The sequence below is a fragment of the Jiella sp. M17.18 genome (assembly GCF_041027365.1).
Taxonomy (GTDB): Bacteria; Pseudomonadota; Alphaproteobacteria; order Rhizobiales; family Rhizobiaceae; genus VKMB-3413.
Genome location: NZ_JBFTEH010000007.1, coordinates 104,547 through 128,610 on the forward strand (window position 1 = coordinate 104,547; position 24,064 = coordinate 128,610).

At 68.4% G+C, this 24,064-nt stretch carries 22 protein-coding genes; 15 read left to right on the plus strand and 7 right to left on the minus strand.

Features of this window, described 5'->3' with window-relative positions:
* Positions 1 to 49: 49 nt before the first annotated feature.
* The 4 genes from AB5S17_RS14345 to AB5S17_RS14360 all read right to left on the minus strand — a co-directional run bounded on the left by AB5S17_RS14345 (position 50) and on the right by AB5S17_RS14360 (position 4,901).
* The gene (locus AB5S17_RS14345) at positions 50 to 1,588 is read right to left on the minus strand and encodes a sugar ABC transporter ATP-binding protein (RefSeq protein ID WP_369240495.1); all 1,539 of its coding nucleotides are present in this window, start codon (positions 1,586 to 1,588) and stop codon (positions 50 to 52) included.
* Positions 1,589 to 1,678: 90 nt separating this feature from the next.
* The gene (locus tag AB5S17_RS14350) at positions 1,679 to 2,611 is read right to left on the minus strand and encodes a sugar ABC transporter substrate-binding protein (protein ID WP_369240497.1); all 933 of its coding nucleotides are present in this window, start codon (positions 2,609 to 2,611) and stop codon (positions 1,679 to 1,681) included.
* 125 nt (positions 2,612 to 2,736) lie between these two features.
* Positions 2,737 to 3,582 carry a TIM barrel protein gene (locus AB5S17_RS14355; protein WP_369240499.1) on the minus strand — a complete coding sequence of 282 codons (846 nt, stop codon included), beginning with the start codon at positions 3,580 to 3,582 and terminating at the stop codon, positions 2,737 to 2,739.
* 182 nt (positions 3,583 to 3,764) lie between these two features.
* Complete coding sequence (locus tag AB5S17_RS14360; RefSeq protein WP_369240501.1) at positions 3,765 to 4,901, minus strand: Gfo/Idh/MocA family protein; 1,137 nt, start codon at positions 4,899 to 4,901, stop codon at positions 3,765 to 3,767.
* A gap of 135 nt (positions 4,902 to 5,036) precedes the next feature.
* On the opposite strand from AB5S17_RS14360, the gene AB5S17_RS14365 reads away from it, so the two are divergent.
* Positions 5,037 to 5,879: a MurR/RpiR family transcriptional regulator gene (locus tag AB5S17_RS14365; protein WP_369240503.1), complete on the plus strand. Its 843-nt coding sequence runs from the start codon at positions 5,037 to 5,039 to the stop codon at positions 5,877 to 5,879.
* A 37-nt stretch (positions 5,880 to 5,916) separates the two neighbouring features.
* Here the strand turns inward: AB5S17_RS14365 and iolG are convergent, their stop codons facing one another.
* Positions 5,917 to 6,909, minus strand: a complete 993-nt coding sequence (gene iolG / locus AB5S17_RS14370) for an inositol 2-dehydrogenase (RefSeq protein ID WP_369240505.1) — start codon at positions 6,907 to 6,909, stop codon at positions 5,917 to 5,919.
* Between the two features lie 161 nt (positions 6,910 to 7,070).
* On the opposite strand from iolG, the gene iolC reads away from it, so the two are divergent.
* From iolC to iolB, 5 genes are all read left to right on the plus strand, one after another.
* The gene (gene iolC, locus AB5S17_RS14375) at positions 7,071 to 8,999 is read left to right on the plus strand and encodes a 5-dehydro-2-deoxygluconokinase (protein WP_369240507.1); all 1,929 of its coding nucleotides are present in this window, start codon (positions 7,071 to 7,073) and stop codon (positions 8,997 to 8,999) included.
* A gap of 34 nt (positions 9,000 to 9,033) precedes the next feature.
* Positions 9,034 to 10,884, plus strand: coding sequence for a 3D-(3,5/4)-trihydroxycyclohexane-1,2-dione acylhydrolase (decyclizing) (gene iolD, locus AB5S17_RS14380; protein WP_369240509.1), 1,851 nt, complete (start codon positions 9,034 to 9,036; stop codon positions 10,882 to 10,884).
* 92 nt (positions 10,885 to 10,976) lie between these two features.
* Positions 10,977 to 11,867, plus strand: coding sequence for a myo-inosose-2 dehydratase (gene iolE, locus AB5S17_RS14385; RefSeq protein WP_369240511.1), 891 nt, complete (start codon positions 10,977 to 10,979; stop codon positions 11,865 to 11,867).
* A gap of 37 nt (positions 11,868 to 11,904) precedes the next feature.
* Entirely contained in the window at positions 11,905 to 12,195 is a 291-nt protein-coding gene (locus AB5S17_RS14390) for a DUF3329 domain-containing protein (RefSeq protein ID WP_369240513.1), read from the plus strand.
* A gap of 5 nt (positions 12,196 to 12,200) precedes the next feature.
* Positions 12,201 to 13,016 carry a 5-deoxy-glucuronate isomerase gene (iolB, locus tag AB5S17_RS14395; RefSeq protein WP_369240515.1) on the plus strand — a complete coding sequence of 272 codons (816 nt, stop codon included), beginning with the start codon at positions 12,201 to 12,203 and terminating at the stop codon, positions 13,014 to 13,016.
* A gap of 70 nt (positions 13,017 to 13,086) precedes the next feature.
* Here the strand turns inward: iolB and AB5S17_RS14400 are convergent, their stop codons facing one another.
* Positions 13,087 to 13,818, minus strand: coding sequence for a GntR family transcriptional regulator (locus AB5S17_RS14400; protein ID WP_369240517.1), 732 nt, complete (start codon positions 13,816 to 13,818; stop codon positions 13,087 to 13,089).
* A gap of 322 nt (positions 13,819 to 14,140) precedes the next feature.
* Here AB5S17_RS14400 and AB5S17_RS14405 point away from each other — a divergent pair, with 322 nt between their 5' ends.
* From AB5S17_RS14405 to AB5S17_RS14435, 7 genes are all read left to right on the plus strand, one after another.
* Positions 14,141 to 15,373: a branched-chain amino acid ABC transporter substrate-binding protein gene (locus AB5S17_RS14405; RefSeq protein ID WP_369240519.1), complete on the plus strand. Its 1,233-nt coding sequence runs from the start codon at positions 14,141 to 14,143 to the stop codon at positions 15,371 to 15,373.
* Between the two features lie 76 nt (positions 15,374 to 15,449).
* On the plus strand, positions 15,450 to 16,391 hold the full coding sequence (locus tag AB5S17_RS14410) for a branched-chain amino acid ABC transporter permease (protein WP_369240521.1): 942 nt from the start codon (positions 15,450 to 15,452) through the stop codon (positions 16,389 to 16,391).
* Position 16,392: 1 nt separating this feature from the next.
* Complete coding sequence (locus AB5S17_RS14415) at positions 16,393 to 17,667, plus strand: branched-chain amino acid ABC transporter permease (protein ID WP_369240523.1); 1,275 nt, start codon at positions 16,393 to 16,395, stop codon at positions 17,665 to 17,667.
* Positions 17,664 to 18,428, plus strand: coding sequence for an ABC transporter ATP-binding protein (locus AB5S17_RS14420; protein ID WP_369240525.1), 765 nt, complete (start codon positions 17,664 to 17,666; stop codon positions 18,426 to 18,428). The genes AB5S17_RS14415 and AB5S17_RS14420 overlap by 4 nt, the downstream gene beginning before the upstream one ends.
* Positions 18,425 to 19,135: an ABC transporter ATP-binding protein gene (locus tag AB5S17_RS14425; protein ID WP_369240527.1), complete on the plus strand. Its 711-nt coding sequence runs from the start codon at positions 18,425 to 18,427 to the stop codon at positions 19,133 to 19,135. Before AB5S17_RS14420 ends, AB5S17_RS14425 begins: the two co-directional genes overlap by 4 nt.
* Positions 19,136 to 19,169: 34 nt before the next feature.
* Positions 19,170 to 19,958, plus strand: coding sequence for an SDR family oxidoreductase (locus AB5S17_RS14430; protein ID WP_369240529.1), 789 nt, complete (start codon positions 19,170 to 19,172; stop codon positions 19,956 to 19,958).
* 20 nt (positions 19,959 to 19,978) lie between these two features.
* Complete coding sequence (locus AB5S17_RS14435) at positions 19,979 to 20,911, plus strand: 3-keto-5-aminohexanoate cleavage protein (RefSeq protein ID WP_369240531.1); 933 nt, start codon at positions 19,979 to 19,981, stop codon at positions 20,909 to 20,911.
* 13 nt (positions 20,912 to 20,924) lie between these two features.
* On the opposite strand, the gene AB5S17_RS14440 is transcribed toward AB5S17_RS14435, so the two are convergent.
* On the minus strand, positions 20,925 to 21,863 hold the full coding sequence (locus tag AB5S17_RS14440) for a 3-hydroxyacyl-CoA dehydrogenase NAD-binding domain-containing protein (RefSeq protein ID WP_369240533.1): 939 nt from the start codon (positions 21,861 to 21,863) through the stop codon (positions 20,925 to 20,927).
* A 441-nt stretch (positions 21,864 to 22,304) separates the two neighbouring features.
* On the opposite strand from AB5S17_RS14440, the gene AB5S17_RS14445 reads away from it, so the two are divergent.
* Both AB5S17_RS14445 and AB5S17_RS14450 read left to right on the plus strand, forming a co-directional pair.
* Positions 22,305 to 23,099, plus strand: coding sequence for a DeoR/GlpR family DNA-binding transcription regulator (locus tag AB5S17_RS14445; RefSeq protein WP_369240535.1), 795 nt, complete (start codon positions 22,305 to 22,307; stop codon positions 23,097 to 23,099).
* Entirely contained in the window at positions 23,096 to 24,064 is a 969-nt protein-coding gene (locus AB5S17_RS14450; RefSeq protein ID WP_369240537.1) for an N-acetylglucosamine kinase, read from the plus strand. The genes AB5S17_RS14445 and AB5S17_RS14450 overlap by 4 nt, the downstream gene beginning before the upstream one ends.

Genomic DNA, 24,064 nt, shown 5'->3' on the forward strand with positions numbered 1-24,064 from the left:
TCCAGCGATGATGCTTTCCCGAAAGGCTCCCGCCCTCCGGCATCATCCGCTACTGCGCGGCGAGGTCCATGACCTTCACCTGGTCGGCCTCCGCCCGGTCGAGGAAGCCGGTGACATGGCCTTCGTGCATGACCATGATGCGGTCGCTCATCCCGAGCACCTCCGGCATTTCCGACGAGATCATGATGATCGCGACGCCCTGCCGCGCGAGCTTGCTGATCAGCCGGTGGATCTCGGCCTTGGCGCCGACGTCGATGCCGCGCGTCGGCTCGTCGAGGATCAGGATCGAGGGCTCGGTCATCAGCCAGCGGGCGATCAGCGCCTTCTGCTGGTTGCCGCCCGAGAGGTTCTCGATGCGCTCGTGGAGATCCGGCGTCTTGACCCGCAGCATGTCCTTCAGCTCGTCGCAGCGCCGCGCGATCTCCCGCTCCTGCACGAAGCCGCCCTTGACGAAGCGGCTGCCGATCACCGCGATCTGCATGTTCGACAAGACGTCCAGCGGCAGGAAGCAGCCGGTGTCCTTGCGGTCCTCGGTGAGGAACGCCATTCCATGACGCATGGCGACGGTCGGAGACGACACGTCGACCGCTTCGCCGCGGATGGTGATCGTCCCGCGGCTCGCCGGCGTCACGCCGAACAGCGTCTCGGCGACGTTCGACCGGCCGGAGCCGACGAGGCCTGCGACGCCGAGGATCTCGCCGGCCCGGACGTCGAAGCTGACATCGCGAAAGACGCCGTCGAGGGTCAGGTCCTTGACCTTCAGGACGACGTCGCCGACCGGCACCGTCTCCTTCGGGAAGAGGTCGGTCACCGCGCGTCCAACCATCATCCTGATGATCTCGTCGCGGGTGACGTCCTCGGATGCGTGCGTGCCGATGTAGCGGCCGTCGCGGAACACCGAGACCTCGTCGGCGATCTCGAACAGCTCGTTCATCTTGTGGGTGATGTAGACGATGCCGATCCCCTGCGCCTTCAGGTCGCGGATGATCCGGAACAGGTGCTCCACCTCGCGCTCGGTCAGCGCCGAGGTCGGCTCGTCCATGATGAGGACGTCGGAATCGTAGGAGACGGCCTTGGCGATCTCCACCATCTGCCGGGACGCGACAGACAGATGCCGCACCTCGATCTCCGGGTCGATCTCGATGTTCAGCCGCTCGAACAGCGCCGCGGTCTTCTCGCGCATCGCCTTGTGGTCGACGAAGCCGAAGCGGGTCATCGGCTCGCGGCGGATCCAGATGTTCTCGGCGACCGTCATGAAGGGCATCAGGTTGAGCTCCTGATGGATCATGGCGATGCCGTTCTCGAGTGCGTCCAGCGGGCTTTCCAGCCGGATCGGCTGACCCTTCAGGCGCACCGTTCCGCCATTCGGCTGGTAGACGCCGGCGATGATCTTCATCAGCGTCGACTTGCCGGCCCCGTTCTCGCCCATCAGGGCATGGACGGTGCCGCGCCGCAGCCGGAATGAGACGTCGTCGAGCGCGACGACGCCGGGGAAGGTCTTGCGGACGTTCTCGACCTCCATGAGGAAGGCCGCTCCCGGCACCGCGCCGCTTTCGCGCACCGCCTTCATCGTCGCTGGCTTGAGCATCCGGCTAATCCTCCGGGCGAAGCTTGCGGCCTTCGCGCCGCATGCCGCGCGGCGGACCGGACGGCGCGCGCCCGGCCCGACGGCGCAGACTCAGTTCTTCTTGTCGAACTTGTCGATATTGTCCGGCGTGACGAGCTGGAACGGGATGTAGACCTTCTGGTCGACATGCTCGCCCTTGGCGAGCTTCAGCGCGGCGTCCACCGCGCCCTGCCCCTGCCCCGCCGCATCCTGGAAGACGGTCGCCTTCAGATCGCCGGCCCGCAGGGCCGCGAGCCCGTCGCGGGTCGCGTCGATGCCCGCGACGACCACCGACTTCGGGTCCTTGCCGGCCGCCTTCATCGCCTGGATGGCGCCGATGGCCATCTCGTCATTGTTGGAGATCACGGCGTCGAACTTGCGGCCGGAGGAGAGCCAGTTGGTCATCAGGTTCGCCGCCTGCGTGCGCTGCCAGTTGGCGGTCTGCTCGTCGGTGACCTTCATCCCCTGGCAGTTCGGATCGTTCTTGATGACGTCGTGGATGTCGGCGGTGCGCTGGCGGGCGGCCTGGTTCGAGAGTTCGCCCATGATGACGAGGACGTTGCCCTTGCCGCCGAGGAGCTTGCAGACCTCCTTGGTCTCCAGCGTTCCGGACTGCTTCTCGTCGGAAGCGACGAAGGCCTGGTTCTTCGGGAGCTTGTCGACGTTGATCGGCTCGCGGTTGACGTAGACGAGCGGAATGCCGGCGTTCTCGGCCGCCTTGGACATTGCCACCGTGGCGTCGGTGTCGACCGGGTTGACGATGATCGCATCGACGCCGGAGGCCACGAAGTTCTGGATCTGGTTCAGCTGCTTCGAGATGTCGTTCTGGGCGTCCTCGATCTGCAGCGTCACGCCCGGTTTGGAGTCGGCATATTGCTGCATGCCGTTGCGCAGCACGGTCAGGAAGTTGTCGTCGAACAGCGCCATCGAGACGCCGATGGTCTCGGCCATGGCCGAGGTCGACAGAAGGGCCGCGAGCCCCACGCCCAACAGAAGCGATTTCATCGTCCGATTCTCCTCCACTCGGGTGTCCGGCGGCACCCTTTCCTCCGGAAGGCGGTCGGGCAGGTGCCCGTCAGCCCAGTCGATCAGTCCCGCGGCAGCATCCTCCCGCCGCCGCGGCGCCGATGTCAGGCGGCCTCCTCGCGCAGTCCGGCCGCGATGAACGCCATGCTCCTCGACAGGGCCGCGGCGGGATCGGCGAGCGCGTGCACCTCGGCCGCGAAGGGCTCGAAGGAGAAGACGCCGCGATAGCCGCCCGCCAGCAGGCGGTCGATCTGTTGCAGATTGCCCAGCCGGTCGTCGGCACCCACCAGGATGCGGTGGTCGTCGCGCAGGCGCGAAACCGCCACCGTCGGATCCGAGACGCCGGAGATGTGCACGAGACCCGTCATCTCGGGGAAGATCGCCGCCTCGCCGGCGAGATGATGGTGGAAGGTGTCGTGCACCAGCTCGAACACCTCTCCGGCGTCCAGCGATGCGATCGCCTCCACCGCCTCGCTCTTCAGCCGCAGCGACGAAACCGCGAAGCCGAGCGGCTCGACCAGACCGGTCAGGCCGCGCTCGGCGAGGATCGGCTTCAGGGCACGCAGCGCCGCCATCAGATTGGGCAGCCGCTCCTCCGCGCCGGTGCCGGTGCCGTCGTTCTTCGGCACGAGGACCAGCGCCTCGGCGCCGCAGGCCGCCGCGTAGTCGGCGAGCGCGATCGCCTCCGCCGCGCGCTCTTCCGTCCACGCGTTGAAGCGCTGCAGCGCGTTGATCGAGACGATCCTGACGCCTCTCTCAGCGGCAAGATCGCGGATCGCCTCCGGCGCCGTTCCGTCGAGGATGGCATTCCCGGCGAGATCGTTGCGGATCTCCACCGCCTCGATCCCGAGTGATCGGGCGAGACCGAAGAAGCCCGCCGGCGAAAGCTTCGGCGCGGCCATGTGGTTCAGCCCGAAGGCGATTGCGTCGGCAGGGTTCGCAGCGACCATGATCGTCTCGCTCCCGCGACCCCTCTTTGACTACGGGCCGCCTTCGTTATGGAATTTCTATTCCATTATTTTTCCATTGGTCAAGCCTGTTCCAAAAGATTCGACTCCTCCTCGCGCCTTTCCACGCGCTTGCCGGGGACGGAACGCCGAGTTGCCGCAGGTTTCGGCGCGAGACGATTTGATCAGGGCGCGGACGGAGCCGAGGTCCCGACGCCGATCCACCGGCCCTCCCGATGCGACCGCGCCATGGCGTCGACCACGCGCTCGATCCGGATCCCCTGTTCGAAATCGATCAGCCGCGCCGGCTCGCCCGCGATCGCGCGCAGCAGCTCGCGTGCCTCGATCACCTTCAGGTCGTTGAAGCCGAGGCCATGGCCGGGCGCCGGCACGAAGTCGCCATAGGGCTCGTGCGCCGGTGCCGCGAGGATGGTGCGGAAGCCCTGCCGGTCGGCCGGCTCGCGGGCGTCGAAATACTGCAGTTCGTTCATCCGCTCCTGGTCGTAGAGCAGTGTCCCTTCGCTGCCGAAGATCTGGACGGCGATGCGCCCCTTGCGGCCCCAGGCGCCGCGGTGGAGCAGGATCGAGCCCGTTGCGCCGTCCCCGAATTCCATCAGCATGCGGGCGATGTCGAAGGTCTCGACCGCCCGCGCCTGTCCGCCTTCTGCGCGGCGCGTCCGGTGCGGCGCCGCGAACTGCGCGACCAGCCGGGTCGGAAGGCCGACCAGCACGGACAGGAGCGAGAGCGGATGGACGCCGAAATCGTCGGCGGCGCCATGCCCGGAACGCGCCTCGTCCTTGAAGCAGAAAGGGGCACCCGGATCGGCCATGAAGTCTTCGTCCATCTCGACGCGCACGTCGTTTATCCGTCCGATCGCGCCCTCCCCGATCATCCGGCCCATCTGCCGCACCATCGGGTTCTGGATGTAGTTGTAGCCGAGCGCGGCGAGGCGGCCGGACGCGCGCGCCGCGGCGAGCATGCGCTCCGCATCGGCAAGGCTCGTCGCCATCGGCTTTTCGCACCAGACATGCTTGCCGGCGGCGAGGAAGGCAGTCGCCATCTCCGCATGCAGGTGGTTCGGCACGGTGATCGAGACGACGTCGACCGCCGGGTCGTCCACCAGCGTGCGCCAGTCGCCGGTCGCGCGCACAAAGCCGAACTGCGCCGCCCGCGCCGCCGCCAGATCCTCCCCGGCCTCGGCCAGAACGGCGAGGCGCGGCCGCTCGATGCCGCCGAAGACCGCGGAGACGGCGTTCCAGGCGAGCGCGTGACACTTGCCCATGTATCCCGTGCCGATGAGGCCGATCCCGATGGCTGCCATGCGTCTCTCCCAAGATGCTATGACGGGCCATGCGCGCCTGCGCCCACACCCGCCGGTCCGGCCATGTTAGCTTTGCAAACCGGGGATTGGAATGTAAATTCCGGATCCGAATGAAATGAAACAGAGCGTCTGAGTATGAATGCAGCCGAGGATGCCGCCCCGCCGACGGATTTCGAATCGCTGCGCCGGCTGATCCTGGCGCGCCACGATTCCCTGCCCAAGCGGCTCGCGCAGGTCGCCCGCTTCTCCGTCGAGAATCCGGAGGACATCGCCTTCGGCACCGCGGCGAGCATTGCCGAGGCGGCCGAGGTGCAGCCCTCGACACTGGTGCGCCTCGCCCAGAGCCTCGGCTACCAGGGGTTCTCCGACCTTCAGGCGGTGTTCCGCGAGCGGCTGAAGGCGCGGACCGCCAGCTATGACGAGCGGCTGGCGCATGCCGGCCAGGCGATCCCGGCGGACGCATCGGGAGCCCAGACGATCGCGATCGGCGTGCTCAACGCCGCGGTCCATTCCGTCGAACGGGCGCAGCGCAGCCTCGATGCCGAAGCGCTGGAGCGGGCCACGGACATCCTGGCGGATGCCGAGACGATCTATGTGCTGGCGCAGAAGCGCTCTTTCCCCGCCGCGAGCTATCTCGGCTACATCTTCGGCAAGCTGCGCATGCGCGTCGTGGTGGTCGGCTCGGCCCAGGGCGGTGAAGAGGACCAGCTGGCGCTCGCCGGGCCGAAGGATGCGGCGATCGCCATCTCCTTCACCCCTTACGCCTCCGCGACGGTCGAATGGGCGCAGACGCTCGCCGCTCAGGAGGTCCCGGTGATCGGGCTGACCGACAGCCTGTTCTCGCCGCTGGTCAATCTCTCGGCGGTCTGGCTGGAGGTGGTGGAAGCCGATTTCGAAGGGTTTCGATCGCTCGGCGCCACCATGGCGCTGTCAGTCACGCTCGCCGTCGCCGCGGCGCGCAAGCGGCGCGAGCGGTAAGGCGGCGGCATGCGAGACGGCCGCCTTTCGGGGACGCTCAGCCGAGGTCGGCGAGCTTCACCGGCCGGCCGCTCTCGTGGCTCCGCGTCGCCGCGTCGGCCAGCAGCCCCGCTTTCAGCCCGTCCTCGCCGGTCGGACTCGGCTTGCGGCCGGACGTGACGGCGTCGATGAAATGCGAAAGCTCCCGCCGATACGCCTCGGCATAACGCTCCAGGAAGAAGTCCTGAACAGGATCGGCGGAGACGCCAGCCGCGTTGGCGAGGACGACCGTGGTGCGGTGCAGGTTCTCGGCCTTCAGCAAGCCCTTCGCCCCGTGCACCTCGATCCGCTGGTCGTAGCCGTAGGTCGCGCGCCGCGAATTGGAGATCTGGGCGATCTTGCCGGAGGCGGTCTTCAGGAGCACCGCGGCCGTGTCGATGTCGCCGGCTTCGCCGATCGCGGCGTCGACGAGGCAGGAGCCGACCGCATGGACCTCCTCCACCTCCTCGCCGAGCAGGAAGCGGGCCATGTCGAAGTCGTGGATGGTCATGTCGCGGAACAGCCCGCCAGACGACTTGATGTAGGAGACCGGCGGCGGGCCGGGGTCGCGCGACAGGATGGTGACGAGCTCGACATCGCCGATGAGGCCGTCCTCGATGCGCGCCCGCAGCGAGGCGAAGTTCGGGTCGAATCGCCGGTTGAAGCCGATCATCAGCGGAACGCCGCCGGTGCGCGACAGCGTGTCGCGGATGCGCTGCGAGTTGAGGTCGACGGGCTTCTCGCAGAAGATCGCCTTGCCCGCGGCGGCAGCCTTCTCGATCAGCTGCGAGTGGGTGTCGGTCGGGGTGCAGATGACGACCGCGTCGATGTCGCCGGCCGACAGAATGTCGTCGACGGAGCGCGCCGCGCTGCCTGTCGTGCCGGCGAAAGCGTCGGCTGCGTGCGGCAGCGCGTCGGCGACGGCGACGAGCGAGGCGCCCGGATGCGCCGCGATGTTGCGTCCGTGGATCTGCCCGATGCGGCCGCATCCCAGAAGGCCGAAGGTCAGCATGCGCATTCTCCCCCACACGATGGCTGCCGCCCTTCTATCGCAGCAATTTGGAATATTCAATCCACGTTGACATGAATACGAAATTGCTATTTCATTTGCTCGACAGGCAGCTGGCGTGCCCGGCCGCGCAGACGCAGATCAGACGAGCGGGAGGATAAGCCATGGCCCCAGCCGGAGCCGATTCAGGCACGCTCGACGTCATCACCATCGGACGCTCCTCGGTCGACCTCTACGGCCAGCAGATCGGCTCGCGGCTCGAGGACATCGCCAGCTTCGCGAAGTCCGTCGGCGGTTGCCCCTCGAACATCGCCATCGGGACGGCGCGACTGGGGCTGAAGAGCGCGGTCCTGACGCGCGTCGGCGACGAGCAGATGGGGCGCTTCATCCGCGAACAGATGGGCCGGGAGGGTGTCGATACCGGTGCCATCGTCACCGACGGGGAGCGGCTGACCGCCCTGGTCCTGCTCTCGGTCGAGAACGAGACCACCTTTCCGCTGATCTTTTATCGCGAGAACTGCGCCGACATGGCGCTGTGCGAGGACGACGTCGACGAAACCTTCTTCCGGCGCGCCCGCGCGATCGTCGTCACCGGCACGCACTTCTCCAAGCCGAACACCGACGCCGCGCAGAAGAAGGCGATCCGGATCGCCAAGGCGTCCGGCGCCAAGGTTTGCTTCGACATCGACTACCGCCCGAACCTGTGGGGCCTTGCCGGCCACGACGCCGGCGAGAGCCGCTATATCGCCTCCGAAGCGGTTTCCCGGCACCTCAAGACCGTCCTGCCGGACTGCGACCTCATCGTCGGCACCGAAGAGGAGATCATGATCGCCGCGGGCGAGAGCGACGTCCTCGCCAGCCTCAAGGCGATCCGCGCGATATCCGCGGCGACGATCGTCCTGAAGCGCGGGCCGATGGGCTGCATCGTCTATGACGGGCCGATTTCCGACGACCTCGAGGCCGGCATTGTCGGCCAGGGCTTCCCGATCGAGGTCTACAACGTCCTCGGCGCGGGCGACGCCTTCATGTCCGGTTTCCTGCGCGGCTGGCTCGGCGGCGAGGATCTTTCCACCGCCGCAACCTGGGCAAATGCGTGCGGCGCCTTTGCCGTCTCGCGCCTGCTCTGCTCGCCGGAAAGCCCGACCTTCGAGGAGCTGCAGTATTTCCTGAAGCTCGGGTCGCCGCACAGGGCGCTGCGCAAGGACGAGGCGCTGAACCACATCCACCGCGCCACGACGCGGCGCAAGCACTGGCCGAGCCTCGTCGCCCTCGCCATCGATCATCGCTCGCAGCTGGAGGAGATGGCTGCCGAGGCGGGAGCGGACGTCTCCCGCATCGCGGTGTTCAAGACGCTGGCGGTCGAGGCGGCGCGCCAGGCTGCGGCCGGCCGGGACGACTTCGGCATGCTGCTCGACGAGACCTACGGGCGGACAGCCTTCGACGCCGCGGCCAAGGCTGGCTTCTGGATCGGCCGCCCGGTGGAGAAGCCGGGCTCGCGGCCCCTCGCCTTCGAGCACAGGCGCGACATCGGCTCGCAGCTGGTCGAATGGCCGGTCGATCACGTCATTAAATGCCTCTGCTTCTACCATCCCGACGATCCGGCTGACCTGAAGCGCGAGCAGGCCGAAACGCTGGCGCGACTCTACGAGGCGTCGCGGCGGGTCGGGCGCGAGCTTCTGATCGAGATCATCGCCGGCAAGCATGGCCGCCTGTCCGACGACACGGTCGCGCGGGCGCTGCAGGAACTCTATGATGCGGGCATCAAGCCGGAATGGTGGAAGCTCGAGCCACAGGCTTCGAGCCGGGCTTTCGCCGGCATCTCCGAGGTGATCGCGCGCGAGGACCCTTGGTGCCGGGGCATCGTCCTGCTGGGGCTCGACGCGCCGACGCAGGAGCTCGAGGCGGCGTTTTCGGCCGCGGCGGATGCGCCGCTGGTCAAGGGCTTTGCGGTCGGGCGTACGATCTTCGGTGACGCGGCGCGCCGCTGGATGCGCGGCGAGATCGACGACGCTGCGGCGGTCGCCGATATGACGCAACGGTTCCGCACGCTCGTCGAGGCTTGGGACCGGGCGCGCCGGGCCCGCGCCGCCTGAGCCGCAAGAGACGACACGGGAGGACCGCAGACCCATGACGCAGAAGACCGTCCGCCTCACCATGGCGCAGGCCCTGGCGCGCTTTCTCACCCGTCAGATGATCATCGAGAACGGCCGGAAGGTGCCGATCTTCGGCGGCGTCTGGGCGATCTTCGGCCATGGCAACGTCGCCGGCCTCGGCGAGGCGCTCTATGGCGTCCGCGAGGAACTGCCGACCTTTCGTGCGCATAACGAGCAGGCGATGGCACATGCGGCGATCGCCTATGCCAAGGCGAAGTTCCGCCGCCGCTTCATGGCCTGCACCAGCTCGATCGGTCCCGGCGCCACCAACATGGTCACCGCCGCCGCCGTCGCCCATGTCAACCGGCTGCCGCTCCTGCTCCTGCCGGGCGACGTCTTCGCCAATCGCCGCCCGGACCCGGTGCTCCAGCAGATCGAGGATTTCTCCGACGGCACGCTCTCGGCCAATGACTGCTTCCGCCCGGTCTCGCGCTATTTCGACCGGATCACCCGGCCGGAGCAGTTGATCCCCGCCCTTGCCCGCGCCATGGCCGTGCTGACCGACCCGGCCGACTGCGGCCCGGTGACGCTCGGCCTCTGCCAGGATGTCCAGGCGGAGGCCTACGACTACCCCGAGAGTTTCTTCGCCGAGAAGATCTGGACGACCCGCCGGCCGCGGCCCGACGTCGAGGAACTGCAGCTCGCCGCCCATCTCCTGGCGGAGGCGAAGAAGCCGGTGATCGTTGCCGGCGGCGGCGTGCTCTACGCGCAGGCCAGCAAGGCGCTGCAGAGATTTGCGACGCGCCATGGCGTCCCGGTCATGGAAACCCAGGCCGGCAAGTCGGCGATGCCGCACGACCATCCCTTCGCCATGGGATCAGTCGGCGTGACCGGCAGCTCGGCCTCCAACCAGCTCGCCGAGGATGCCGACCTGATCCTCGCCGTCGGCACACGGCTGCAGGATTTCACCACGGGCTCCTGGTCGCTGTTCAAGAACCCGGACCGGCGCATCATCGGTCTCAACATCCAGCCCTTCGATGCCGGCAAGCATGCGAGCGCGACGCTGGTCGCCGACGCCAAGGTCGGCCTCGATGAGCTGTCGGCCGCGATCGGCAGCCACCGCGTACCCGGCGAATGGACGGATACGGCGACAAGGGCCAAGGCCGTCTGGTCGGAAGCGTCCGCCGCCGCCAAGGCCACGACCAACGCCGAGCACCCCTCCGATGGCCAGGTGATCGGCGCCGTGGAGCGGGTCTTCGGACCGGAAGCGCGCATCGTCTGCGCCGCCGGCGGCCTGCCGGGCGAGCTGCACAAGCTCTGGAATCCCGCGGTCCCCGGCGGCTATCATCTCGAATACGGCTTCTCCTGCATGGGCTACGAGATCGCCGGCGGGCTCGGCGTCGCGCTCGCCCGGCCGGGCGACGACGTCGTGGTGATGGTCGGTGACGGCTCCTATCTGATGCTGAACTCAGAGATCGCCTCGGCTGCGATGCTCGGCGTCAAGCTCACCATCGTCGTCCTCGACAACCGCGGCTTCGGCTGCATCAACCGGCTGCAGCGCTCGACCGGCGGCGCCGGCTTCAACAATCTTCTCGAGGATGCGCGTCACGAGACGCTGCCGGAAATCGACTTCGCCGCCCATGCCCGCGCACTCGGCGCCAGTGCGGCGAAGGCCGGCTCCGTCGGCGAGCTGGAGACGGCGCTGGAACGGGCGAAATCGGCCTCAGGCGTCCAGGTCGTGGTGATCGATACCGATCCGTATGCGACGACCGAGGCCGGCGGCCACTGGTGGGACGTCGCGGTGCCGGAGGTCTCGGCGCGCGGCAGCGTCAACGAGGCGCGCAAGGCCTATGAGGAGAGGCTGAAGCTGCAGCGGGCCGATTGAGCTCCTCCTGCCGCGCCCCGTCTCCATCCGATCACGCTCGACGACCCATCGCCGCTGAGAGTCCCAGCGGCGTATCCTGGAGGAAGCCCATCATGATCCGCATCGGTGCAAACCCGATCTGCTGGTCCAACGACGACATGATCGAGATCGGCGGCAACATTCCGCTGGACCAGTGCCTGTCCGAAGCTGCCGAAATCGGCATCGAGGGCATGGAACTCGGCAACAAGTTCCCGAAGACGCCCGAGGCGCTGAAGGCCAAGCTCGCCGAGTTCGGTCTCACCTTCGTCTCCGGCTGGTACTCGACCTTCCTCCTCGAGCGCGACGCCGAGGCCGAGTTCGACGCGGCCAGGGAGGCGATCGCCCTCCGGAAGGGCGCCGGCGCCGAGGTTCTGATCGTGTGCGAATGCACCCGCACCGTCCACGGGACGAAGTCGGCGCCGCTGTCGGCGCGCCCGGTCATGACCGACGCGGAGTGGGACGTCTTCCTGCCGCGGATGACGCGGTTCGCGGAGCTGGTGCGGGAGGGCGGGCTGCAGCTCGTCTACCACCACCACATGGGGACGGTGGTCCAGACCGAAGACGAGATCCGCCGCTTCATGGCCGGGACGGGCGAGGCCGTGAAGCTCCTTCTCGACACCGGCCACGCCACCTGGGCGGGCGCCGATCCGGTCGCCCTCGCCCGCGACTTCGCCGCCCGCATCGGCCACATCCACGTGAAGGACGTGCGGCTCGACGTCGCCCGGCAGGCCGCCGCGAAGGACTGGTCCTTCCTCGACGCCGTGCTCGAAGGCGTCTACACCGTCCCCGGCGACGGTACGGTGGACTATGTCCGGGTGTTCGAGGCGGTGCCGGACTATTCCGGCTGGGTCGTCATCGAAGCCGAGCAGGACCCGGAAAAGGCCAATCCGAAGCGCTATGTGACGATGGGCTACGAGAATCTGACGCGCTTCCTCGCCGAGGCCGGCCTCGAGCGGGCGGCCTGACCGGCGCCGGAGGCCCCGAACCGGAAGGGCATGCCACATGCTGGAACGCGAGGCCGAGCACCCGTTCTATCGGCCACTCTGGGTGCGGATCTGTCTCGTCGGCGTGCTCCTCGCCTGGACCGCGATCGAGTGGACGAGTGGCGAAGGCTTCTGGGGCGTCCTCACCACCGCCGCGGCCGTCTGGGCGATCTGGACCTTCTTCGTCCGCTACGAGCCGGACGGCACGGCAGCGAGCCCGGGCGCAAAGCCTGCCGGCCAGCCCGCTGCGCCCGAGGCGAGGGATACGAACGACCGGCCGGCCGATCCCAACAGCCACGACAGCGAGTGACCGCCATGTCCCATCTCCTCGTCCATCCGAAGCGCGAGCTTGGCCGCCGGATCCACGTCACGCCGAAGAGCGCCGGCTGGACCTATGTCGGCTTCGAACTCTACCGGCTGGAGCCGGGCGCGAGCGTCGCCGAGCGCACGCATGACCGCGAGGTCTGCCTCGTGCTCGTCTCCGGCAAGGCGGCGATCGAGACCGAGGAAGAAGATTTCGGCCTCGTCGGGGAGCGAATGAGCCCGTTCGAGGGCAAGCCCTGGTCGGTCTACGTGCCGGCCGGCGACCGCTGGCAGGTGACGGCCGAGACGACGGTGGAGCTTGCGGTCTGCTCGGCGCCCGGCAGCCGCGGCAGCCATCCGGCGCGGCTGATCGCGCCGGAAACACTCGGTCAGGAGACGCGCGGCACGGGCACCAATGTGCGCCACGTCACCAACATCCTGCCGGAGACCGACCCCGGCGCGGACTCCCTGCTCGTCGTCGAGGTGATCACGCCCGGCGGCCACACCTCGTCCTATCCGCCGCACAAGCACGACACCGACAACCTGCCGGCCGAATCCTATCTGGAGGAGACCTATTATCACCGGCTGAACCCGCCGCAGGGCTACGCCTTCCAGCGGGTCTACACCGATGCGCGGGCCGACGGCACGCGCGAGCTCGACGAGGCGATGGTCGTCCACGACGCCGACGTGACGCTGGTCCCGAAGGGCTATCATCCCTGCGCCGCCACGCACGGCTACGATCTCTATTATCTCAACGTCATGGCCGGACCGGTGCGGACCTGGAAGTTCCACAACGAGCCCGACCACGAATGGCTCGTGAAGAGGTAGGCCTTACCGCCGCTGCCGACCGGGCTCCCGACGAGGAACAGGCCGCGCTCGTCCGGCGGCTTTCGCCCTCTCAGCTGGCCGCACCCCCTGTTTCGCCGGCGCCGCGCTTGTAGAAGCGCCGGATCGCGAGATTGGAGGAGCGGATGTCGAGCTTGATCGCCCAGCGCGCCGCCGCCGCGTCGCGGCGCGCGACGGCATCGATCGCGTCGCCGTGGATGTGGACGCCGGTATGGAACAGCCGGTCGAACAGCGCCGCGTCCTTGCGCGCCGAGGCGACGATCGGCCCGGTGCGGAGCCAGAGCGTGGAGACGACGTCGAGCAGCTGCGGATAGCCGGCCGCGCGGTAGAGCTCGAAGTGGAAGGCCTGGTTGCCGGCCAGCGCCGCGTCGAAATCGCCGATCTCCAGCGCCTCGCCGATGCTGTCGTTGTGGCGCTTCAGCGTATCGATCAGCTTCGGGTCCTTCGGCGCGCTGGCCGCCCGCTCGGCCGCATAGCCCTCGAGCTGCATGCGGATGCGGATGTAGCTCTCATGGTCCGAGGCGAGATACGGCACGACCCGCAGGCTGCGCGGTCCCGACTGCTCGAAGGCCCGCTCGGCGATTAGCCGCGCCACCGCGTCGCGCACCGGCATCGGACTCGTTCCCAGCACTCCGGCCAGCCCACGGATCGAGACCTGCTCGCCGGGAAGGAACTCGCCCTTGAGCAGCCCCAGCCGCAGGCTCTGATAGACCCGCTCCTGCACCGTGGTGACGTCGACGGGTGCCAGCCTGCGCTTTCTCGTCGGGTTGTCGAAGCTATTCACGTGTTCGGGGCCTCGCTGGGCTGGGGCTGAGGAAGGGGGCCGCTGGAAGTGGCGAGCGCGGCGGGGAGCCGCGCCGGCGAAGGGATACAGCCGTGGGGACGGGAATGTAAGTTGAAGATGCAGGGCAGGCAAAGGTCGGCGGGCGGAAAGGCGCGGACCGCCGACGATCCCGCGCCGCATCAGGTGAGATCACATATCAAACATCTTTACGCCGCGGCGTGATGTGCTACAGTCTCCCAGGTGCCTGAGGAGGGCCCGCACCTTGCGTCAACGGCGGGGGCGGCGCCGGCACCCGGACCGACAATCCCGGGAGGAGACCATCTTGAAACGACTTCTTTTGCTCGCGGCGGCGTCCGCAACGGCGCTCGGCGTAACTGCGGCCAAGGCCGAACCGCTGAAGATCGGCATCATCGAGAGCCTGTCCGGCGCGCAGACTTCGACCGGGCGCCTCTACGCCAACGCGGTCGAATACGGCGTCAACCAGATCAACAAGGCCGGCGGCTTCAATGGTGAGCCGGTGCAGGTCACCGAATATGACAATGCCGGCGGCGCGCCGGAGGCCGCCGACAAGTTCCGCCAGGCGGTCGCCGACGGCGTCGACATCATCTTCCAGGGCGCCTCGTCGGCGATCGCCGGCCAGCTGACCGAGGACGTGCGCAAGCACAACATCCGCAATCCGGACAGCAAGGTCCTGTTCATCAATCTCGGCGGCGAGGCGATGGAGCTGACCGGCGAGAAATGCCAGTTCTACCACTTCCGCTTCACCACCACGGCGCCGATGCGCGTCAACGCGCTGGTGAACGCGATGAAGGCGGCGGGCGACCTCGGCACCAAGGTCTACTCGATCAACCAGAATTATTCCTGGGGCCAGGACATGCAGAAGGCGGTCGAGGACGCCGCGGACAAGGGCGGCTACAAGATCGTCGGCCAGGTCCTGCACGACGTCAACAAGATCCAGGACTTCGCGCCCTTCGTGGCGCGCATCAAGGCCGCCAATCCCGACACCGTCTTCACCGGCAACTGGTCGAACGACCTCTTGCTCCTGATGAAGGCGACCGGCGACGCCGGCCTCGACGTCACCTTCGCCACCGCCTTCCTGGACCAGCCGGGCAACATCGCCAATGCGGGCAAGACCGCGCTCGGCGACTACATCGCCAACAACTACGACAATTCCGCCACCGACGGAAAATTCGCCGAAGCCTACAAATCGGCGACGGGCCACTATCCGGTCTTCGTCGAAGGGAATTCGGCCCTGGCGCTCGCGCAGCTGCAGCAGGCCTTGAAGACGCTCGACTTCAGGGGCGGCAAGATCGACGTGACCAAGATCGCGCTCGCCCTCGAAGACAGCACCTATGACAGCCCGGTCGGGCCGATCTCGGTGCGCAAGGCGGATCACCAGACGATCCGGCCGGTGGTGGTCTCGAAAGTGGTCAAGAACCCGAAATACCCGGCCGACGGCACCGACATGGGCTTTCAGACGGTCAAGATCGTCCCGGGCGACCAGGCGATCTACCCGGTGCAGTCGAGCTGCCACATGAAGCGACCGAAGGAATAACCGCCCTTCCGCGTGGGGCCCGGCCGGTGCCCTTGCCGGCCGGATCCGCCTGCCCGTTCCTGTCCGGGAAGCTTCAATGGAATTCGCGATCATCTCCACGCTCAACGGCGTGACCTACGGCCTGTTGCTGTTTATGGTCTCGGCCGGACTGACGCTGATCTTCGGCATGATGGGCGTTCTGAACTTCGCCCATGCCTCCTTCTACATGCTGGGCGCCTACGTCGCCTATGCCGTGTCGTCGGTCCTCGGCTTCTGGGGCGGACTGGCGGTGGCACCGGTCGTCGTCGGGATCGTCGGCATGCTGATCGAGCGCTTCCTGCTGCCGCGCGTCCACGCCCACGGCCACGCGCACGAGCTGCTCCTGACCTTCGGCCTGGCGCTGATCATCCAGGAGCTGATCAAGCTGTTCTTCGGCGACTTCCCGGTGAGCTACCAGATGCCGGGCGCCCTGCGCTTCTCCGCCTTCACGATCTTCGGCAGCGACTATCCCTTCTACCGCCTGTTCATCGGCGGTGTGGCGGTGGTGATGTTCGCCCTGCTCTGGCTGCTCCTGACCCGCACCCGCACCGGCATCGTGGTGCGCGCCGCCGAGCGGCTGCCGGCGATGGCCGAAGCGCTGGGGCACAACATCCCCGTGGTCTTCATGGCCGTCTTCGGCACAGGCGCGGCGCTTGCCGGCCTCGCCGGCGCGGTGGCGGGCGCCTTCTACCCGACCAACCCGAATATGGGGCTCGAACTCGGCGTCATCGTCTTCGTGGTGGTTGTGGTGGGCGGCCTCGGCTCGCTGAAGGGCTCGCTCGTCGCCTCGCTGCTGATCGGACTGTTCTCGTCCTTCGCGGTCGGGCTCGACTGGTCGCTGGCGAGCCTGTTCGGCCTCGTCGGGCTCGGCGACTGGGCCCGCGCGATCGGCGGCCTGATGACGCTGAAGCTGTCCTCGATCAGTGCCACCATTCCCTTTGCCCTGATGCTCCTCGTCCTCCTGGTGCGCCCGGCGGGGCTGATGGGGGAACGCAACTGACATGGGAACCGTGCGCACCCTCTCCCTCCTCGCCGCCCTGCTGGCGCTCCTGATCGCCGTACCACCCTTCCTCGACCTCTCCTGGCAGAACGCGCTGGTGAACGTGCTGATCGCCAGCCTCTTCGCCCTCGCCTTCAACCTCCTCGCGGGACAGGCCGGGCTCCTCTCCTTCGGCCACGCCGCCTATTTCGGCGTCGGCGCCTTCGCCGCGCTGCACCTGATGATCGCGGTCGAGGACGGGCTCGCCTTCCCGACACCGCTCCTGCCGCTCGCCGGTGCGGCGGCGGGTTTCCTGGCGGGGCTGGTCGCCGGCTATTTCGCGACGATGCGCTCGGGGGTCTATTTTGCCCTGGTGACGCTCGCCATCGCCGAGCTGCTCCACTCGCTGGCGCCGCACCTCGCGGGCACCTTCGGCGGCGAGGCCGGCATCTCCTCCATGCGCATGCCCTGGGGCGGGATCGTCTTCGGCTCGATGCTCGAGGTCTACTACCTGACCCTCGGCTGGGTTGTGCTCTGCGGCCTCGGCCTATGGGCCTACACCCGCACACCGTTCGGGCGGCTGACGCTGGCGCTGCGCGACAACGAGCAGCGGGTGCGCTTCCTCGGCTACGACGCGCACCGCTCGAAGGTCGTCGTCTTCGCCATCTCCGCCATGGCCTCCGGCGTCGCCGGATCGCTTCTCGCCATTTCGAACGAGACGGCGAACTATTCGCTGTTCGCCACAGACGTCTCGGCGCAGGTGGTGCTGCAGACCTTCGTCGGCGGCTCCACCGTCTTCTTCGGCCCGGTGATCGGCGCGGCGATCTTCACCCTGTTCTCCTTCCTGGTCTCCGACCTCACGCGCTCCTGGCTGTTCTATCAAGGGCTGATCTTCGTCCTGGTCATGCTCTACGCCCCGACCGGGATCGGCGGCATCCTCTACGGCCTCGTCCGCAACCGCCGGCAGATCGACTGGTCGAGGCTGGCCTGGCCGGCCCTGCAGTCGGTCGTCGGCGGCCTGCTCGTCGCGGGCGGCGTCGTCTTCCTGACCGAGTCCGCGGCGGTGCTGTTCGGCCAGGACTACGCGGCGCGTCGGCAGGGGGCGGGCGCCCTGCCCGCCTACGATCTCTTCGGCGTCAGCTGGAACCCGGTCGGCGTCCTCACCTGGCTGGTGCCGGCGATCCTGTTGCTCGGCGGCGTCGCCCTGCTCGTCACCGGCCGCCGGCAGATCGACGGGGTGAAGGGGCGGCGCGACGCTCCGACGGCAGAGCCGGCCCCGCTCGGAGGCGCGTCATGAGCCGAACGACGAACCCGCCGGCGCTGCGGCTCGCCGGCGTCACCAAGTCGTTCGGGCCGATCGAGGTGCTGCAGAAGCTCGACCTCGACATCGTGCCCGGCGAGCGGCATGCGGTGATCGGCCCGAACGGCGCCGGCAAGTCGACGCTGTTCAACCTGATCTCCGGCCTGTTCGCGCCCTCCTCCGGCGACATCGCCCTGAACGGGCGAAGCATCGCCGGCCTGTCGCCGCACCGGATCAACCGGGCGGGCCTCGCGCGCTCCTTCCAGATCACCAACATCTTCCACCGCCTCAGCGTCTTCGAGAACGTCCGGCTCGGCGTCTTGGCGCGGCACGGCGTGCGCTACGGCCTGTTCCGCCCGGTCGGCCGCATGCGCCGGGTGAACGAGGAGACGGCCGAGGTGCTCGCCCGCGTCGGCCTGACGCCGCGCGCCGACACCCTCGCCGGCGACCTCACCTATTCCGAGCAGCGCGCGCTCGAGATCGGCATGACGCTGACGACCGGCGCCGACGTCATCCTGCTCGACGAGCCGACGGCCGGCATGTCGCGCGAGGAGACCGCGCAGGCCGCCGAGCTGATCCGCTCGGTCACCGCGGGCAAGACGCTGCTGATGGTCGAGCACGACATGAGCGTCGTCTTCAGCCTCTGCGACCGGGTTTCGGTGCTGGTCTATGGCAGCATTCTCGCGACCGACACGCCCGCGGGCATCAGCGCCAACCGTGCGGTGCAGGAAGCCTATCTCGGCGAGGAGACCGCATGAGCCTGCTCGAAGTGCGCGGGCTGCACGCCCATTACGGCAAGAGCCACATCCTGCACGGCATCGACATGGAGGTGCGGCAGGCGGCAATCGTGTCCCTGCTCGGGCGCAACGGCTCGGGCCGCTCGACGCTTCTGAAGGCGATGATGGGGCTGGTGCCGCCGACCGCCGGGACGGTGACGCTGGACGGCCGGCAGCTCTCGGGCCAGCGGCCGTTCGACATCTGCCGCCAAGGCCTCGGCTACGTGCCGGAGGAACGGCTGGTGTTTCCGAACCTGACGGTCGAGGAGAACCTCGCCATGGGCGGCCAGAAGGGCGCCCCCGGCGCGCCCCGCTGGTCGGCCGAAGAGATGTACGACTACTTCCCCCGGCTGAAGGAGCGGCGCGCCATCCGCGCCGGCTATCTCTCCGGCGGCGAGCAGCAGATGCTGACCATCTGCCGCTCGCTGCTCGGCAATCCGGGCGTCCTCCTGATCGACGAGCCGACCGAGGGCCTGGCGCCGCGGATCGTCGAGGTGGTGATGGAGGTGATCCTCGACATCGGCCGGCGCGGCGTGGCGGTCGTGCTGGTCGAGCAGAAGCTGACGATCGCCCTCAAGGTCGCCGAGGAGGTCATGGTCATGGGCCATGGCGAACTCGTCTTCCGCGGCACGCCGGCCGAACTCGACGCGGCGCCGCAGGTGCGTCGCAACTGGCTCGAAGTCGCCTGACGTGGCTTCTCCCCATCAATCATCTGGACAGACCATGAGCATGATCGAACGGATGCGCCCGCGTCCCGGCCTGAAGGTGCTGGTCACCGCCGGCGCCTCCGGCATCGGCACGGCGATCACCCGCGCCTTCCTCGAGGCCGACGCAGAGGTGATGATCTGCGACATCGACGACGCGGCTCTGGCGGCTTTCTCGGCCGAGCATCCCGCGGTCGCGGCGCTGCGCGCCGACGTCTCCGACGAAGCGGCGGTCGACACGCTGTTCGACGCTGCGGCCGAGCGGCTGGGCGGCCTCGACGTCCTCGTCAACAATGCCGGGATTGCCGGCCCGACCGGCGCCATCGACGCGGTGCCGCTGGACGAGATCCGCCGCACCCTCGACGTCGACCTGATGGGCCCGTTCCTCGTGCTGCGCCGGGCCGCGCCGCTGCTGCGCGACAGCGAAGCCGGCGCGATCGTCAACATCTCCTCGGTCGCCGGACGGCTCGGCTATGCGCTGCGCACGCCCTACGCCGCCGCGAAATGGGGCATCGTCGGCCTCACCGCGAGCCTGGCCAAGGAGATGGGGCCGGACGGCATCCGCGTGAACGCGATCCTGCCCGGCGTGGTACGGGGCGCGCGCATAGAGGGCGTGATCCGCGAGCGGGCGGATGCCTCCGGGCTCAGCTACGCCGAGATGGAGGCGCAGTACCTCGCCAACATCTCGCTGCGCCGCATGGTCGAGCCAGAGGACGTCGCCGGCGTCGCGCTGTTCCTCTGCTCGCCGGCCGGCGCCAATATCTCCGGCCAGGCGATCAGCGTCTGCGGCAACGTCGAAACGATCTGAACACCGGGAGGAAGACGACCATGGCAAGCCCCCGCAAAGTCATCATCACCTGCGCCATCACCGGCGGGATCCACACGCCCAGCATGTCGCCGCATCTGCCGGTCACGCCGGACGAGATCACCGAGCACGCGCTCGACGCGGCGAAGGCGGGCGCGGCGATCCTGCACCTCCACGCCCGAGACCCCCAAGACGGACGGCCGACGCAGGACCCAGCCGCCTTCGCCGCCTTCCTGCCGCGCATCAAGCAGGCGAGCGACGCGGTGATCAACCTCACCACCGGCGGCAGCCCGGTGATGACCGTCGAGGAACGCCTGCAGCCGGCGAAGACCTTCCGGCCGGAAGTCGCTTCACTGAACATGGGGTCGATGAATTTCGGCCTGTTCCCGATGCTCGGCCGGTACGAGCAGTTCCAGCACGACTGGGAGCCGGCCTATCTCGAAAAGACCCGCGACACGGTGTTCCGCAACACCTTCAAGGACATCGAGCACATTCTTCACACCTGCTCGGGGAACGGCACGCGCTTCGAGTTCGAGTGCTACGACATCGGCCATCTCTATACGCTGGCGCATTTTCTCGACCGCGGCCTCGTCAAGCCGCCGCTGTTCGTGCAGTCGGTGTTCGGCATCCTCGGTGGCATCGGCACCCATGCCGAGGACGTCGCGCATATGCGCCGCACCGCCGACCGGCTGTTCGACGGCGACTATGTCTGGTCGGTGCTCGGCGCGGGCCGGCACCAGCTGCCGATCACCACGATGGCCGCCGCGATGGGCGGCAATGTCCGCGTCGGCCTCGAGGATTCGCTCTGGAACGGTCCGGGTCAGCTGGCCGGCTCGAATGCCGACCAGGTCGGCCGCATCCGCCAGGTTCTCACCGGCCTCGGCCTGGAGATCGCCACCCCCGCGGAGGCCCGCGAAATACTGTCGCTGAAGGGCGGCGACCTCGTGAACTTCTGAGAGCGGCGGCCGCTCAAGGCTCGCGGCCGGGCCCGCGGGCCGCCAGCACCTTGCGCAGACGGACGTCGCGGTCCTCGACCAGCGTGCGGACCGGACGGCCCGCATAGGAGCGTTCCACCGCCTCCGTCACGCGCGCCTTCAGTCCTGCGTCCGGCACGGGGCTGCCGAGATCGCCCCAGAGCTTTTCCTGCATCGGCGCGAACATGTCCCAGAACCCCGCCATGCCGCGCTCGCCGCCGGCGAGGTGATAGGTGAGGAACGGCCCCATCAGAGCCCAGCGAGGGCCCGGACCCTCGCTCACCGCCCGGTCGATGTCCTCGGCGGAGGCGACGCCGCTCTCCAGGAGGTGGATCGCCTCACGGAAGATCGCCGCCTGCAGGCGATTGGCGATATGGCCGTAGATCTCCTTCTCCAGCCGCACCGGGACCTTCCCCAGGCGCGCGTAGAAGGCCTCGGCCGTCACAAGAGCCGCTTCCCGCGTCTGCTCCCCGCCCGCCACTTCGACCAGCGGCACGAGATGCGGCGGGTTGAAGGGATGGCCGAGCACCACGCGGCCCGGATCGGCGCAGGCGCTCTGCATGGCGGTGACGGTGATCGCCGACGAACTCGATGCGATCACCGCATGCCTCGGCGCCGCGGCATCGATGCGGCGCATCAGTTCGATCTTGGCGTCCTGACGCTCGATCGCGTTCTCCTGGACGAAGTCCGCCGCCGCGCACGCGGTCTCGAGATCCCGCGAGAAGCGCAGGGCGCCTCGCTCGCCCCGCGCGAGAACGGCGTCGGGGAGCGAGGGCCAGAACCGGTCGACGCTTGCCCGCAATTCGGCCTCGGCGTTCTCCCGGATGTCGGTCGCGACGACGTCGAGCCCGTGCGCCAGGAAGAGGCAGGTCCAGCTCGCCCCGATGATGCCGGTGCCGACGACCGCGACGGTCTTGATCTCTTGTCCGGGCACGTCTTCCCTCCCTGCGTCGGCCCTTTCAGCCGACCCTGCTGATCGTCGGTCGGTCGGCCGGCGCTCGCCTGCGAGGGCAACGGCCCCACGGTCTCTCCCATTCCAACCGCCGGCCCTATCCGACGCAAGCGCGTTTCGACCGGAATTGGCGAATGAGCCCAACTTCTTGCCGCCACGCCCGCCAGCGGCTCCGGCGCACCGGTCCGACGCCTGGCGATGCTCGCCGTTCCTTCGTCGGCATCCCCTCCGTCCGGTGATGGTGCGGAAACTCCCCTGCCCGAACATCGATCGGCCGAGCAGGCCATCAGACCGCGCCGGGCGGCGGCGCGGCTCCTCGACCACGATGCCTCTTTCCGATTTTCATTTTCGATCACAATTATGATTGACAGTGATCAATCTAAGGATAATCATGATCGAAACGTGATCAAAAATGGCAGCGGGATGAAGCACGACCGCCTTTCGGCCATCAGGCAGATGCTCTACAGCTCCGGCAGCAGCTCTATCGAGGAGATCGCCGAGGCGGTCGGCGCGTCGCCGGCGACGATCCGGCGCGATCTTCTGGCGCTGGAGTCGAGCGGGGCGGTGACCCGCACGCGCGGCGGCGCCCGCATCGCCGACAGCGTCGGCATCGAAGTCGCCTTCCAGCAGCGCGAGCAGCAGAACCTTTCCGCCAAGCGGGCGATCGCCGACAGCGCCTTCGAAAAGCTGACGCCGCATTGCTCGATCTTTCTCGACGCCGGGACGACGGTGCTGCAGCTCGCCCGCTGCATCCGCCTCAACCCGATGCCGCTGTCGGTCTTCACCAATTGCGTCGTCACCGGCCAGTTCCTGATGGACGTGCCGGGCATCAAGGTGACGCTGATCGGCGGCACGCTGCGCACCGAGAACGCCTCGATGGTCGGGAGCCTCGCCGAGGACATGCTGGAGCGGCTCTGGTTCGACCAGCTCTTCCTCGGCGCCGGCGCGGTCGCCCCGGATGCCTGCATCTACAGCCTGGACGAAGCCGAGGCGCGGCTGAACGAGAAGATGCTCGCCCGCGCCAGCCTGAAGACGCTGCTCGTGGACTCCAGCAAGTTCGGCAAGCGGCTGACCTACCGCGTCGCGGCACTGTCGCCGGAGATCGAGATCGTGACCGACGACGGCATCGACCCCTCCTGGGAGCGTCGCCTGCGGGACGTCGGCTGCAGGCCGCTCCTCGTCAGCCCCCAGGACAGCGCCCGGGAGGCTGCGCGATGAGCCTTGTCCTCGGTGTCGACAGCGGCGGGACGAAGACGCTCGCGGCACTCGCGGACGAGAGCGGCAAGGTCGTCTGGCTGGGCCGCTCGCCGAGCCTCGACCCGTCCGGCGAAGCGCCTTGGCCGTCGATCCTGCAGGCGTTGCTCGCCGGGATCCCGAAGCTTGCCGAGGTTGCCGCAGCCGCCTTCGGCCTGCCCTTTAACGGCGAAGTGGCTGCCTACACCGCCGAGCAGGAGCGCGTCGTCGGCCAGATGATGCCGGCTCTGCGCGTGGTCGACAATGACGTGCGCATTGCCTTCGACGGCGCCTTCGCCGGCAAGTCCGGCGCGCTGATCCTCGCCGGGACCGGCTCGATGGCCTGGTCGAGCCTCAACGGTCCGGGCGATCCGCATGTGCGGGTCGGCGGCTGGGGCGACGTCTTCGGCGACGAGGGCAGCGCCTTCTGGATCGGGCGCGAGGCGCTCGCCGCGGTCTCGCGTGAACTCGACGGCCGGGCGCCAAACTCGGGATTCTCGGGCGCGATCCTCAGGGAGCTCGCGATCGATCCGTCGGAGCTGATCGCCTGGTGCTACGGGCGTGAGAACCGGCGGAGCGCCGTCGCGGGTATCGCGCCGACCGTCTCCAAACTTGCCGATGAGGACGACCCGACGGCTGCGGCGATCCTGCGAAGCGCCGCAGCGGAGCTGGCCGATACGCTGCTTGCCGCCTGGCGCCGCGCGGCGGGCGACCGGCCGCTGCGCTGGACCTATGCCGGCGGCGTCACGGCGAGCGGCTTTCTCATGCAGCGGCTGCAAGAGCGGGTTGGACGCGCGCCGGTCGCGCCCCGGCTGCCGCCCGTCGGCGGCGCGCTCTACCGTGCGGCGCTGAAGGCCGGCTGGAGGGTGACGCCAGCCTGGCTGGAGCGCCTCGACGCATCCCTTCGCGAGCTTTCGATATCCACCGCAAGTCCAACCCTGGAGGCATGA